Annotated in this window: 10 protein-coding genes; 5 read left to right on the top strand and 5 right to left on the bottom strand. The window is 56.1% G+C overall.

Annotated elements, in window-relative coordinates:
- From rpoD to RT613_RS22665, 3 genes are all read right to left on the bottom strand, one after another.
- Positions 1-1,609 (bottom strand): RNA polymerase sigma factor RpoD (rpoD, locus tag RT613_RS22675; RefSeq protein WP_313618631.1); only part of this gene is annotated, 1,609 nt, incomplete at its 3' end.
- Positions 1,610-2,008: 399 nt separating this feature from the next.
- Positions 2,009-4,012 carry a DNA primase gene (dnaG, locus tag RT613_RS22670; protein ID WP_313618630.1) on the bottom strand — a complete coding sequence of 668 codons (2,004 nt, stop codon included), beginning with the start codon at positions 4,010-4,012 and terminating at the stop codon, positions 2,009-2,011.
- A 206-nt stretch (positions 4,013-4,218) separates the two neighbouring features.
- Positions 4,219-4,668, bottom strand: coding sequence for a GatB/YqeY domain-containing protein (locus tag RT613_RS22665; protein ID WP_313618632.1), 450 nt, complete (start codon positions 4,666-4,668; stop codon positions 4,219-4,221).
- 332 nt (positions 4,669-5,000) lie between these two features.
- On the opposite strand from RT613_RS22665, the gene carA reads away from it, so the two are divergent.
- On the top strand, positions 5,001-6,206 hold the full coding sequence (carA, locus tag RT613_RS22660; protein ID WP_313618629.1) for a glutamine-hydrolyzing carbamoyl-phosphate synthase small subunit: 1,206 nt from the start codon (positions 5,001-5,003) through the stop codon (positions 6,204-6,206).
- 75 nt (positions 6,207-6,281) lie between these two features.
- Here the strand turns inward: carA and RT613_RS22655 are convergent, their stop codons facing one another.
- Complete coding sequence (locus RT613_RS22655) at positions 6,282-7,682, bottom strand: MATE family efflux transporter (protein WP_313618628.1); 1,401 nt, start codon at positions 7,680-7,682, stop codon at positions 6,282-6,284.
- A gap of 342 nt (positions 7,683-8,024) precedes the next feature.
- On the opposite strand from RT613_RS22655, the gene RT613_RS22650 reads away from it, so the two are divergent.
- The 3 genes from RT613_RS22650 (at position 8,025) to RT613_RS22640 (ending at position 11,365) form a co-directional block, all read left to right on the top strand.
- Complete coding sequence (locus RT613_RS22650; RefSeq protein WP_313618627.1) at positions 8,025-10,115, top strand: methyl-accepting chemotaxis protein; 2,091 nt, start codon at positions 8,025-8,027, stop codon at positions 10,113-10,115.
- Positions 10,116-10,282: 167 nt separating this feature from the next.
- Entirely contained in the window at positions 10,283-10,765 is a 483-nt protein-coding gene (locus RT613_RS22645) for a DUF2938 domain-containing protein (protein WP_313618626.1), read from the top strand.
- Positions 10,766-10,903: 138 nt separating this feature from the next.
- Positions 10,904-11,365 (top strand): SRPBCC family protein, encoded by a 462-nt coding sequence (locus RT613_RS22640; protein WP_313618625.1) that lies wholly within the window; start codon positions 10,904-10,906, stop codon positions 11,363-11,365.
- A 3-nt stretch (positions 11,366-11,368) separates the two neighbouring features.
- Here the strand turns inward: RT613_RS22640 and RT613_RS22635 are convergent, their stop codons facing one another.
- Complete coding sequence (locus tag RT613_RS22635) at positions 11,369-12,289, bottom strand: neutral zinc metallopeptidase (protein ID WP_313618624.1); 921 nt, start codon at positions 12,287-12,289, stop codon at positions 11,369-11,371.
- Between the two features lie 269 nt (positions 12,290-12,558).
- Here RT613_RS22635 and carB point away from each other — a divergent pair.
- Positions 12,559-14,767: carbamoyl-phosphate synthase large subunit (gene carB, locus RT613_RS22630; protein ID WP_313618623.1), on the top strand; the 2,209-nt coding region annotated here is incomplete at its 3' end.

The raw sequence follows: 14,767 nt of genomic DNA, 5'->3' as shown, positions 1-14,767 counted from the left end.
GCGAGGTACGAACGATCTTGTTGATCGTTTCGATCATGTGCACCGGAATACGGATGGTACGTGCCTGGTCGGCAATCGAGCGGGTAATCGCCTGACGAATCCACCATGTCGCATAGGTCGAGAACTTGTAACCACGGCGATATTCGAACTTGTCCACCGCCTTCATCAGACCGATGTTGCCTTCCTGAATAAGATCAAGGAACTGCAGACCACGGTTGGTGTATTTCTTGGCAATGGAAATAACGAGACGCAGGTTGGCCTCAACCATTTCCTTCTTGGCGATACGCGCTTCGCGCTCGCCTTTCTGTACCATCGACACGATGCGGCGGAACTCGGCAATGGAAATGCCGGTTTCGGTGGCCAGATTCTGGATTTCCAGACGGATATCACGGATGGTCTGGTTCTCTTCGCGGGCGAAGTCCTTCCAGCCCTTGGCAACAAGATTGGCAATCGACTTCATCCAGTTCGGATCAAGTTCGGCACCGTGATACTGCTCGAGGAAGCTGTCACGCTTCACGCCGTAGGATTCGGCCAGACGCAGCAGACGACCTTCGTTCTGCATCAGACGCTTGGAAATGTCGTAGAGCTGCTCGACAAGGCTGTCGACGCGGTTCTGGTTCAGCGACAGCGACTTAACGGCCGTGATCAGCTGATCCTTCAGTTCCTTGTAGCGACGCTCCTGCCCGCTGGACAGGGTACCCGTACAGGCCAGACGTGCCTCAACCTGCTGATCCTGAAGCTTGCGCAGCTTCTTGTAGGTGTCAGCAATGGTGTCGAGCGTTTCCATGACCTGCGGACGCAGTTCAGCTTCCATCGCTGCGAGAGAAAGGTTCGATTCGTCATCGTCCTCTTCCTCTTCTTCGAGTGGCAGGCCTTCACCGCCGACATTGGTCACATCGTCATCACTGACGCGTGCACGGCGGGTCTTTTCTTTTTCTTCGGCAGCCTTGCGGTCAGCCTCGATCTTTTCAGGGCTCTGGAACTGCGGAGCAGCCTTCGCCTCAGGACCGGAATAGGTCGTTTCGAGGTCGATGATTTCGCGCAGCAGTGTTGTGCCTTCGTTGAGTTCGTCGCGCCAGATAATCAGCGCCTGGAACGTCAACGGGCTCTCACAGAGGCCGGAAATCATTGTCTCGCGGCCAGCCTCGATGCGCTTGGCAATGGCAATTTCGCCTTCGCGCGACAGAAGCTCGACCGAACCCATTTCGCGCAGATACATGCGCACCGGATCGTCAGTACGATCTGTCGGTTCTTTTTTCTTCGCCGTCGCAAGTGCCGTACCGCTTGATGTGCTCAGCTCGCCGCCTTCGGATTCCTCCGATTCGGTATCGCCGTCTTCATCATTGCTGTTGGCTTCTTCCGCGTCCTCATCCTCGACAACATTGATGCCCATGTCGGACAACATTGCCATCGTGTCTTCGATCTGCTCCGACGTCACTTCCTCGGAAGGCAAAACCGAGTTCAGCTCATCCATGGTGACATAGCCGCGCTTTTTGGCGGCCTTGATCATTTTTTTGACCGCGTCATCGGAAAGATCGAGAAGCGGACCGTCCGTCGCACCGTCGCGTTCGTTTTCTGCTTCTTCGTTTTCTTTGACTTTGGTTGCCATCTATCTCGTCGCTTTCCCTGACGCTAACATGCTGTCCGCTCCAGCCCAGTTGCCCTCACAGGCATCAGGCGTGAAGCGAATCACTGTCACACACCTAACGGAATGATATTTAATTGCCGATTAACCACGACGGCCGCCAGCGTCAAACAATGCGTTCGCATGCAGAAGTGCTCGCCAATGCCGTTCTGATCCACCAAGGGCCATTCCACCTTATTTACCTGAATTGGTGATTCCCGCTATTTTTCATCCAGTCAAGCCTTTCCGGCGCAACAGACCACGAAAAGTCAAAAAAGCCGATAATAACAAGGCATTTTACGGGCAGTCACCCACTTATCCACTATTTAGGAAGCAGAGCGGCCAAAACAAGCCCTGCAGAAAAACATCAGGCCATCTTCGTCCTCAGCTTCGACTGAACGCTGGCCCCTTTACCCGACCGGACATCACACCGAAACCATCAATAATGGCTTCTTGCGCCTCCATGCGGGTTATTTCCAGCTGCACTTCGTTCAGTGCACGTATCAATTGCATGATCCGCTCGCCATCACCAGCCTCTGTCGCCTCAGCAATCTCGCGTTGCTGTTCTATTTTCTGCCAACGCAGCGCCTTGGTGCGTTTGTGCAGGGCAAGAGCCTGATTATAACCTTCCCGTGCATCTTCGGGTGCGGCATCCACGGTTGCAGTCCACAAACGGGCATTGCGAACCTGCTGTTCCATCGCCTTGAGCAGTGCACCGAACCCCTGTCCCTCCAGCCGTTCCATCATGCCTTCGCGTGACAGTCTCTCGGCACTTTCAGCAGCATAGGTCAAAACCTGCGACCACAGACGCTGCAGATCACGGTTTTCATAATCGATGGCGGCAATCTCGTCATATTCCTCCAGCAGCAACACCGGATGATTGACGATGGTAATGGCAAGAACGCTTTCGCGCAGCGCAGGTGTTGCCTGATAACCCTTGACCAGCCCGGACTGCACCAGACGATCGGAGAAGCTGGACGATACAGCACCGCCACGCCCCGCCGCACCGGCCCCACGACCACCGGCAGCACCACGCCCTGGCGTACCGTTGCGGCGCATCTGCCCACCTTGCGGTGCACCCCGCTGGAACTGCGGCTGGAAAAACCCGTTCAGACGGTCGCGCATATCCTGCTGGTAGTGGCGGCGCACGCTTTCATCGGCAATGACAGTGACAATCTGCTTGAGGCGGTTTTCAAGTTCGGCGCGTTTTTCCGGCGTATCGAAACTCATCGATGCCGTTTCACGGCTCCAGATCATGGCAGCAAGCGGCTTGGCTTCCGCCATCACCCGGTCGAAAGGTGCCCGCCCCTCGTGACGCACCAGATCATCCGGGTCCTTGCCATCCGGCAGCAGTGCAAAACTGACCGAACGGCCCGGCTTGATGTGCGGCAGCGCCAGATCGGCAGCACGGTTGGCAGCACGGATACCGGCGCCATCGCCATCAAAACACAAAACAGGCTGCGGCGACATTTTCCAAAGCAGCTCAAGCTGGTTTTCAGTCAGCGCCGTGCCGAGCGGTGCAACGGCATTTTCAATGCCGGCCTGATAGAGCGCGATCACATCCATATAGCCTTCAACGGCAATCACCGTCCCGCCGGAATTTTGCCCCGGCACCTGGCTGGCACGTCTGGCGCGGGCAAAATTATAGAGAACATTGCCCTTGTGAAACAGCTCGGTTTCATTGGAGTTCAGATATTTGGCCAGCGCATCGGGCGACATGGCGCGACCGCCAAAGGCAATGACCTTTTCCCGCGATGACAGGATCGGAAACATGATGCGATCACGGAAACGGTCATAGGACACCGGCACATTTTCATACACAACGAGGCCGCAGGCTTCCATCTGGTCTTTGCCCACGCCTTTTGAGGCCAGATATTCCTTGAGCGTGCTGCGCCCTTCCGGCGCAAAGCCCAAACGAAATGTCTCGATGGTGCGGCCCGTCAGGCCACGGTCACGTAGATAGGCTCGTGCCTTGGCACCGGCTGCCGTCTGCAACTGGTCCTGAAAAAAAACCGTCGCCATTTCCATGACGTCTTGCAGCGATGCCCGTTCCCGTTCACGCCGTTCGGCCTGAACATCTGGCTGCGGCATGGCAACGCCAGCCATATCGGCAATCTGCTGCACAGCTTCAGGGAAATTGAGGCCATCAAGATCAGTCAAAAACCGGAAATGGTCACCGGACACACCGCAACCAAAGCAGTGATAACGACCCTTGCGGTCCTCGCAGTGAAAGCTTGGGCTTTTTTCGCCATGGAACGGGCAGCAGGCCCAATAATCGCCACGCGACGGATTGCTCTTCTTCCGATCCCACGTCACACGCCGCCCGATAACATCAGAGATGTTAACGCGGTCGCGTATTTCATCGAGAAAGGAGTTCGAAAAGCGCATCTGAACCTCGGCAAGCCTTCCATATAAGCGCGACAAAGGAATTATTCCAACAACGGCAGAAATTAATGCCCGTTATTCACAGGGCAAATTCCTTAAAGACCAAGGAAATATGAAGGCAGATTTCCTTGAAACGTTGTTCGCACACAGCAATAAATAAAAAAGGCAGGGCACATACCCTGCCTTCCACAACAATGAGACAGCCTGAATTACTTCAGCAAATCCTTGACCATGCCGGATGCCTTGGAAAAGTCGATCTTACCCGGATATTTTTCCTTGAGCATATTCATGCACTTGCCCATGTCACGCAGGCCGGAAGCACCGGTTTCGCTGATGACGGACTGGCAAAGCTCACGCACCTTTTCTTCCGGAAGCTGCTCTGGCATGAAGCCCTTGATTATCACAATTTCTTCACGCTCCTGCGTGGCAAGCTCCTGACGGCCCGCCCCTTCGTAGATCGTGGCGGACTCATCGCGCTGCTTGATCATCTTGGTGAGAATCTGCATGATCTCGTCATCCGAAACTGGGTCCTTGCCCACACCGCGGTTGGCGATATCACGGTCCTTGATCGCCGTCTGGATCAAACGGATGGTGCCTGTGCGGCGAGCATCCCGAGCCTTCAGCGATTCTTTCAGCTCATTTGCGAAAATATCGCGCATCATGGTCTCAATTCTCCTTCGAAAAGCGCTGTTTTGCCTGTCTCGCCAAGCCGCTTTTCCTTGTTATTTTTGCCGTTCTCATAGACGAGCGAACATCACCGGGCAAATCAAATACACAACCCCTTGAATTTCATGGTGTTTAATTCCACGTAATCCACAAGGCTACGGTTGACCGCCAGCGTCGCTTTGTCTATTTTCCGGCACCTGCACGAGATTTTAATCAAGGGTACTGGCGCGAAGCTTTCGCGCGCCCTTGCCTGCGACCAGAGATGGCCCTTGATCCGTCACCTTTCAAGAGGTGTGCGGTCGCACGAGGGCGGAAACGGAACGAGATGACCGCAACAACTCCATGGACCACCCGCAAACCAACCGCCATGCTCGTTCTCGCCGACGGCACGGTCATTGAAGGCACCGGCATTGGTGCAACCGGCAAGGTTCAGGCCGAAGTCTGCTTCAACACGGCGCTCACCGGTTACGAGGAAATCCTCACCGACCCGTCCTATCTCGGCCAGATCGTTACCTTCACTTTCCCGCATATCGGCAACATTGGCACCAATGATGAAGACATTGAAGACCTGACACCTGCGGCCCGCCGCGGCGCAGTCGGCGTTATCTTCAAGGCTGACATCACCGACCCGTCCAACTACCGCGCCGCCAAGCATCTCGATGCATGGCTGAAGGCCCGTGGCATCATCGGTCTCTGCGGCATTGATACCCGCGCACTGACCGCCTGGATCCGTGAAAACGGTGCACCAAATGCCGTCATCGCCCACGATCCGAACGGCGTTTTCGACATCGACGCGCTGAAGGCAGAAGCAAAGGCATGGAGCGGCCTGGTTGGTCTCGATCTCGCCATTGAAGCCACATCCGGTCAGTCTTCCGTCTGGACCGAAACACCTTGGGTGTGGAACGAAGGTTACGGTACGCTCGGCGAAGCTGATGCCAAGTACCACGTCGTCTGCGTTGACTTCGGCGTCAAGCGCAACATCCTGCGCCTGTTTGCCGGCCTTGACTGCAAGGTCACTGTCGTTCCTGCCAAGACATCGGCGGAAGACATCTTGGCTCTGAAGCCCGATGGCGTGTTCCTGTCCAACGGCCCTGGCGACCCGGCTGCAACTGGCGAATATGCCGTTCCGGTCATTCAGGACCTGATCAAGAGCGACCTGCCGCTGTTCGGCATCTGCCTCGGCCACCAGATGCTTGGCCTTGCACTCGGTGCAAAGACTGAAAAGATGCATCAGGGCCACCACGGCGCCAACCACCCGGTCAAGGACTTCACCACCGGCAAGGTGGAAATCGTGTCCATGAACCACGGCTTTGCAGTCGACACGAAGTCGCTGCCGGAAGGTGTTGAGGAGACTCACATTTCCCTGTTCGACGGCACCAACTGCGGTCTGCGCGTTGTCGGCAAGCCAGTCTTCTCGGTACAGCACCACCCGGAGGCATCCCCTGGCCCGCAGGACAGCCACTATCTGTTCCGCCGCTTCGTTAATCTCGTTCGCGAGAAAAAGGGTGAAGCCGCTCTGGCAGAGCGTTGATACGACTCTGAAAAGTCAGAAATACAAAAGGCCCGCATTTCGCGGGCCTTTTCTTTTGCGCATTGATGAGATCACTCAGGCGATTGCAGTGTGTTTCTGCCGCTGTACCAGCGCCACAAACCGCCATGACAAGGTAATCGAGGCAACGGTCAGGCCAACAAGAATGCCGTACCACACACCCTCGCCGCCAAGCCCCAGCGGGAACCCGAGAACCCAGGCCAGCAGGAAGCCGACCGGCCAATAGGAAATCAGTGCCATGATCATTGGTACACGCGCATCCTTGAGGCCACGAAGCAGGCCGCTGGCAATTGCCTGCAATCCGTCCATCAACTGAAAAATGCCGGCAATGATCACCAGCTTCGCCGCATAGTCGAGAACCGCTGGCACATTGGGCAGATGTTCATTGAGGAACCAGCGACTGAGATATTGCGGAGCAGCCGCAAAAAGAACCCCACCGGCAACGGCAATGGCGCAGGCAAGTGCGCTGACCATAATGGCGGCCCGTACCAGATTGGGAAAATCGCCCTGCCCGTAAGCAACACCAACCCGCACCGTTGCTGCCTGCGACAGTCCAAGCGGGATCATGAAAGCAATCGAAGCCAATTGAAGCGCGATACCATGGGCGGCAAGTTCGGTTGTTCCGATCTGCCCCATCAGGATGGACGCAGCGCTGAACAGCGAAACCTCTGCCAGAATGGTGATGCTGATTGGCAAACCAAGGCGCAACACTTCGCGCAGCGCCTGCCAGTCCGGACGCCAGAAACGCACGAAGATTTCATACTGGCGCATTTCTTCTCTGGACTGGATGAAGGCCGACAAACACACAAAGCTCAGTGTCTGCACGATAACGGCAACGATGGCCGCACCATTCATGCCAAGTGCGGGAAAACCGAAATGCCCAAGCACCAGGCCATAGGCCAGCACACCATTCACCACAAGCGTCAGAATGGTGATGTAGAGAACGATGCTTGCCTTGCCCACAGCGCTGACCAGACCGCGCATCACGTAAAACAACAGACCAGGCAGCATGCCGTACATGGTGATACCGAGATAATCACCCGCCAGCTTGGCCACTTCGGCATTCTGGCCAAAGCCGAGCAAAATCCGCTCTGCATTGAGGAAGAACGGCAGCACCAGCGCCCAATAGACGATGGCAACCCACATGCCCATGCGCAGCGAACGGCGCGTCGAGCGCACATCACCGCGGCCAAAGGCCTGCGCCACCAGTGGCACAACGGCAATTGAAAAGCCGGAACCAAAAATGAACAATACAAAGAAGAACTGCCCGGCCAGCACCATCGCAGCCAGCTTTTCAGCCCCCAGCTGGCCCACGATCACCATGTCAGTTGTGTGAATACCCAACTGCGCGAGTTGCGCTCCAATCAACGGAACACCCAGTGCAAGCGTGGCTTTCAGATGTGAAGACCAGGACTGCGCACCGGTTTGAACACTGCCTGAAACAATGGACGAGGACATGCGGCACCTTCTCAAAACAAAAGCCGCTTCCACGGAGACGGGAAACGGCGCATGTCTGAATGCATAAAATATTCGCTTGGGCGATGCAACCAAGCAATGCAAATGCACAAAAAACTGGCAAAAATCAAAACAACAAGCAGTTTTGAGTGTTCGCAAATAATTTCACGCTACAGTCAAACTACATTTACAGTTTTGAAATAACGCAAAAGCTAAAACAGCCACATATAACTGGCCCGCATGATGCGTGTATACAACGCCGTTACCCGGCATGATTGTCTCCCCCTCCGAATTCGGTCCGTTCATCCGACCAAAAGTCGCGAATACCTATAAGGGAAGCTGCGCTTGTCTATTAAATCAAGTCTTATGACGCGCATTATTATCGCTGCGTCGCTCGTCGTCGTGACGGCTTTTGCCGGTTTCTCGATCTACATCGACGCGCTGCAACGGGAAGCCACGACAACCTCCGTTGCACGCAACATTGATGCCGCCGGCAAACAGGCCGCACAAAGCATTGCCAACTGGCTGAACGGCCGTGTGATGCTGACCGACGTCGTCACCAAAGCCATGGCCAAAGCACCTGACGAAGCTGCCAAGCTGAATGTGCTGCAAAATGATGTGCTGACCGGCCAGTTCATGTCGACCTATTTTGGTGACAGCGCGACCGGCGTGTTCACCACATGGCCGCAACTGCCGCTGCCAGAGGGTTATGACCCACGCACCCGCCCATGGTACCAGGACGCCGTCAAGGCGCAGAAAACCGTGCTGACCGAGCCCTATTCCGATGCCTCGACCGGTGGGCTGATCATCACTGCTGCCTCGCCCGTCATCACCAATGGCCAGCTTGCAGGCGTCACCGGCAGCGACTTTTCGCTGAACTCGCTGGTAACGATGATCAAGTCGGTTGAAGTTGGCACTGAAGGTTACGCCTTTCTGGTCAGCAAGGACGGCAAGATCCTCATTCACCCGGATGCAAACTTCGTCAACAAGACGCTAACCGACCTGTTCCCGACAGCAACGCCAAGCATTGCCTCTGCGATCACCGAAACGGCAATCGATGGCCAGACCAAGCTCACCAGCTTCATTCCGGTCACAGGCCTGCCGTCGGTCGAATGGTATGTCGGTTTTGTCGTTGATAGCGGCGTTGCCTATGCCTCCATCTCGCAGTTCCGTGTTGCAGCGATCATTGCCACCACCTTGGCAGTTATCGGCATGATCGGTTTCCTCGCCTTCCTGCTTGGCAAACTGGTGATCAAGCCAGTAACGCAGATGACAGCTGCCATGCAGGACCTGGCCTCCGGCCACCTGTCCATCACCATCCCCGGTCAGGATCGCACCGACCAGATCGGCTCGATGGCCGCAGCCGTTGCCGTATTCCGTACCAACGCGCTGGAAAGACAGCGCCTGGAAACAGAAGCCTCTGAATCTCGCTCACTGTCAGAGCAGGAGCGTGACCAGCGCGAAAGAACATCGGCCAAGGACAGCGCCGACATTCAGTTTGCGGTTGATGCGCTGGCAAAGGGCCTGGAACATCTCTCGAATGGCGATCTGCAATACCGCATTTCGACACCATTCGTGGCGCGTGTTGACCGCCTGCGTGAAGACTTCAACAACTCCATCACCAAGCTCAACGATGCTCTGACCAATGTTGGCCAGAACGCCCGCGCCATCGATGCCGGGGCAACGGAAATCCGCCACTCGGCCGATGACCTTGCCCGTCGCACCGAACAGCAGGCAGCTTCTGTTGAACAAACCGCGGCAGCCCTTGAGGAAATCACCACCACCGTCAAGGACGCAGCCCAGCGCGCCGAAGAAGTTGGCAAGCTGGTAGACCGCACCCGCAACAATGCCGAACAGTCCGGCCACGTCGTTAATGACGCCGTGCGCGCCATGGAAGGCATTGAACATTCATCAACCGAGATTTCCAAGATCATCGGCGTGATCGATGAGATTGCCTTCCAGACCAACCTGCTGGCGCTGAATGCAGGTGTTGAGGCTGCCCGTGCCGGTGAAGCCGGTAAGGGTTTTGCCGTGGTTGCACAGGAAGTGCGTGAACTCGCGCAGCGTTCCGCAACAGCTGCCAAGGAAATCAAGGCACTGATCAGCACCTCGACCGCCCAGGTCCAGGAAGGCGTGACGCTGGTTGATAATGCCGGCAAGGCGCTGGAAGCCATCGTTACGCAGGTGCAGGAAATCAACCGCCACATCAATGCGATTGTCATTGCCACCCGCGAACAATCGACCGGCCTGTCGGAAATCAACACCGCCATCAACACCATCGACCAGGGCACGCAGCAAAATGCCGCCATGGTGGAAGAACAGACGGCGGCCAGTCACGGCCTCGCCTCGGAAGCAGCATCGCTTAATGAGCTGCTGGCGCAGTTCAGACTGGGCATGCAGCAGACACAACACAAGTCTTACAGCCGCGCGGCCTGATCAGACAAAACGTGGCCGCTCCGGCGGCCACGTCTTTCTTATAAAGCCCTCTCCCTGCCTCGCCTCAGAGATCATGCCGGAGGGCTGCAAAGCCCCCAAACTGCACTTGCCGAACCCTAAAAAAGCCGACACCTTGCCAAACGACAAAGAGAGTCGGGAGAGCGGGAATGTCGGAGATTATTTGGCGTGGCGTGGTCATGGGCATAGGCGGAACCATCCTCATGGATATCTGGGCCTATATTCTCCATTTCGTCTTCAAGCAGCCTGCCCCGAACTGGGGACCACCCGGTCGCTGGTTCTGGCACCTGCCCAAGGGCAAGGTGTTCCATGACAGCATTGCCAATGCCGAACCCTACGAAAACGAAGTGGCACTTGGCTGGTTCATGCATTACGCCATCGGCGTTCTCTACGGCATCATTCTGGCGCTGGTTGTAACCCCGCTATGGTTTGCTGAGCCACAATTCATTCAGCCCTGGATCGTTGGCATCGTGACCGTTGGTGCCGGCTGGTTTCTGCTTCAGCCGGGCCTTGGCATCGGATGGGCGGCCTCGAAAACACCAAACCCGACCAAGGTCCGCGTCTTGAACCTAGTTGCGCATACCGTTTTTGCGCTTGGCATGTATTTGTCAGCCCTGCTGCTTGCCGCTTAATTATATATCTCGCCAGTCAAACTGAACCGGATGTGCCGGTTCAGCCATTTTACCCGATCATCCCGTCGATACCCCCTGTGCAACTCAAGTGACACCTCACGAGTTTGTTGCGAAATGTGCGTCTTAAGGGAGGATGAAATGGAACTGACATTTACAGTGTCCGCCAGAATATCAAAACCGCTCCATGAGGTGTTCGAAGCGGTTGCCGATCCAGCGATATTGTCGGGTTACTTCACAACGGGTGGCGCCACGGGCAGGCTTGAAACCGGGACCACCGTCTCCTGGGATTTTCATGATTTTCCCGGCGCGTTCCCGGTTGAGGTCGTCAAGGCCGAACAGGACAGCCAAATCATTCTGCAATGGCAGGCCAATGAAGAAGGCGCCGATGAGACGGGCAGTTACAACACCACAGTAACAATCAGCTTTGAAGCTATTGGTGACGACAGGACACTTGTCAGCATCAACGAAAACGGCTGGCGCGAAACGCCAGCCGGGTTGAAAGCATCCTATGGCAATTGTCAGGGTTGGTCACAAATGTTGTGTGCCCTGAAAGCCTATCTGGAATACGGCATCAATTTGCGCGACGGCATGTATCAATGATCGTCAGATATTGGTGCTGAATGTATCACAATCCGAAACGCGACCAGTGTCGTAACCACGTTTGAACCATGTCATGCGCTGTTGCGACGTGCCGTGGTTGAAACTGTCAGGCACAACATAACCCTGCGACTGCTTTTGCAACGTATCGTCACCGATCTGATGCGCAGCATTGAGCGCTTCTTCTAGGTCGCCCGTATCGAGAATGCCTTCCTGCTCCGTAAACTTCGCCCAGATACCGGCATAGCAATCCGCTTGCAGCTCAACCCGAACCGACATGCGGTTGGCATCCACCTGGCTCATCGACTGGCGGCGACGGTTGAACTCCGGCAGAACACCTGTGAGGTTCTGCACGTGATGGCCAACCTCATGGGCAATCACATAGGCCTGCGCAAAATCGCCGGCTGCGCCAAAACGCTGATCAAGCTCACGGAAGAAAGTGGTGTCCAGGTAGACCTTGCGATCTCCCGGGCAATAGAACGGACCGGTTGCTGCCGATGCGTAACCGCAGGCCGAAGATACCTGACCGGAAAACAGCACCAGGGTCGGTTCCTGATAGGTCTGACCCGCAGACTTGAAAATGCCGCTCCAAGTATTTTCGGTTTCAGCCAACACCACGCGCACAAAGGCCGTGGTATCGTCGGTGGAGTTGCCTTGCGGGCGTGTGCCCGTCTGCTGCGTTGAGCTATCACCCATCATACCCTCACCGCCCGACAGCAGGGTAAGCGGGTTGATGCCCAGGAACCAGCTGACAAGCAGGATGACCAGCAAACCGCCAATACCGATGCCACCACCGGTGCGTCTGCCGCCTGAAGGAATTCGAAAACCGGTACGGCCGAACGGATTATTGCCCAAACCGCCCCGGCCTGCCGACATATTACGTCTGTCTTCGACGTTGTCAGACTGGCGGCGCCCTTTCCACTCCATGGTCGTTTATCTCCCGACAGAAAATACGCTATTATATGCCATCTGTTGTATCAGCGAATTGAGATCATGGAAATCAAGCCGCTCCAAGAAACATCGGACATGGCGTTTGGTTGCATATTTCCTGTCGATTTTGAACTTTCGGGGTTCCGTTCGTTAAAACATTTGCCTATAAGCCGCTTCTAGCCTGAAAACATTGGAATTGCGCGCCCCGGCCGGTGAACCTTCACCATGGCCGTTTTTTGCGCAACACGAGAAGCGGAACGAGAGCCATGCCGAAGCGCCAAGATATCAAGTCCATCCTAATTATCGGCGCGGGACCGATTGTTATCGGTCAGGCTTGCGAGTTTGACTATTCCGGCACACAAGCGTGTAAGGCGCTGAAGGAGGAAGGTTACCGCGTCATCCTCGTCAACTCCAATCCGGCAACGATCATGACGGATCCGGGCCTTGCTGATGCCACCTACGTAGAGCCAATCACTCCTGAAGTGGTGGCCAAGATTATCGCAAAGGAACGTCCGGACGCGCTTTTGCCGACCATGGGTGGTCAAACGGCTCTCAACACCGCCCTCTCGTTGAAGCGCATGGGTGTTCTGGACCGCTACAATGTCGAAATGATCGGCGCAAAGCCTGAGGCAATCGACAAGGCTGAGGACCGCGCCCTCTTCCGCGAAGCCATGGCAAAGATCGGTCTTGAAACTCCTCGCTCGATGCTGGCCAACGCCACCGAGATCAAGGACGCCGACCGCAAGACACATGAAGCTGCCCGCGCAGAACTGAAGGCCAAACTTTCCGGTTCTGATCTGGACAAGGCACTCGACAATCTCGAAAACCAGTGGAACCTTGGCGAAACAGATCGCAAGCAGCGCTACATCAGCCACGCTATGGCCATTGCCGCACAGGCAATTGATGTTGTTGGCCTGCCCGCCATCATTCGTCCATCCTTCACCATGGGTGGCACCGGCGGCGGTATTGCCTACAACCGCTCGGAATTCTTCGAAATCATCGGCGGCGGTCTCGACGCATCGCCAACCACCGAAGTGCTGATCGAAGAATCCGTACTCGGCTGGAAAGAATATGAAATGGAAGTGGTTCGCGACAAGGCGGACAACTGCATCATCATCTGCTCGATCGAAAACATCGACCCGATGGGCGTTCACACCGGCGATAGTATCACCGTTGCCCCTGCTCTGACGCTGACGGACAAGGAATACCAGATGATGCGCAATGCATCGATCGCGGTATTGCGTGAAATCGGCGTGGAAACGGGCGGCTCGAACGTTCAGTTCGCCGTCAACCCTAAGGACGGCCGTCTCGTCGTCATCGAAATGAACCCGCGCGTATCGCGCTCATCCGCGCTTGCCTCCAAGGCCACCGGCTTCCCGATTGCCAAGGTCGCAGCAAAGCTCGCCATCGGTTACACGCTGGACGAACTGGACAACGACATTACCGGCGGCGCGACGCCTGCCTCGTTCGAACCATCGATCGACTACGTCGTCACCAAGATCCCACGTTTTGCCTTTGAAAAGTTCCCAGGCGCTTCGCCAATCCTGACCACGGCCATGAAGTCGGTTGGTGAAGTCATGGCAATTGGCCGTACCTTTGCAGAATCGCTGCAGAAGGCACTGCGCGGCATGGAAACCGGCCTGACCGGTCTCGATGAAATCGAAATCCCAGGCTACGAAGAAGGCGAAGGCTCCAAGAACGCCATTCGCGCCGCTATCGGCACACCAACACCGGATCGTCTGCGCATGGTTGCTCAGGCTCTGCGTATGGGCATGTCCGAAGAGGAAGTGCACGAAAACAGCAAGATCGACCCATGGTTCATCGCCCAGTTCAAGGCGATCGTCGACATGGAAGCGCGTATCCGAGAGCATGGTCTGCCGACCGATGCTGAAAACCTGCACGCGATCAAGGCGATGGGCTTCTCCGACGCCCGTCTTGCCAGCCTGACCAACAAGCGCCCAAAGGAAGTTGCCGAGTTGCGCAACAGCCTCGACGTACGCCCGGTCTTCAAGCGCATCGACACCTGCGCTGCCGAATTCGCATCGCCAACCGCCTACATGTACTCGACCTACGAAGCGCCATTCGTTGGTGCGCTGCGCTCGGAAGCAGAAGTGTCCGACCGCAAGAAGGTCGTTATCCTCGGCGGCGGTCCTAACCGTATCGGCCAGGGCATCGAGTTCGACTATTGCTGCTGCCATGCTGCCTTCGCACTGAAGGATGCAGGCTTTGAAGCCATCATGATCAACTGCAACCCGGAAACCGTGTCGACCGACTACGACACCTCCGACCGCCTGTATTTCGAGCCGCTGACTGCGGAAGACGTGATCGAAATCATGCGCGCCGAACAGGAAAAGGGTGAGCTGGTTGGCGTTATCGTGCAGTTCGGTGGCCAGACGCCGCTGAAGCTGGCCGAAGCTCTTGAAAAGAACGGTATCCCGATCCTCGGCACCGCGCCTGACATGATCGACCTTGCCG

Origin of the sequence: Agrobacterium sp. (assembly GCF_032092815.1) — a bacterium.
Lineage (GTDB): Bacteria > Pseudomonadota > Alphaproteobacteria > Rhizobiales > Rhizobiaceae > Agrobacterium.
This window is presented reverse-complemented; position numbering and strand designations above follow the sequence as displayed.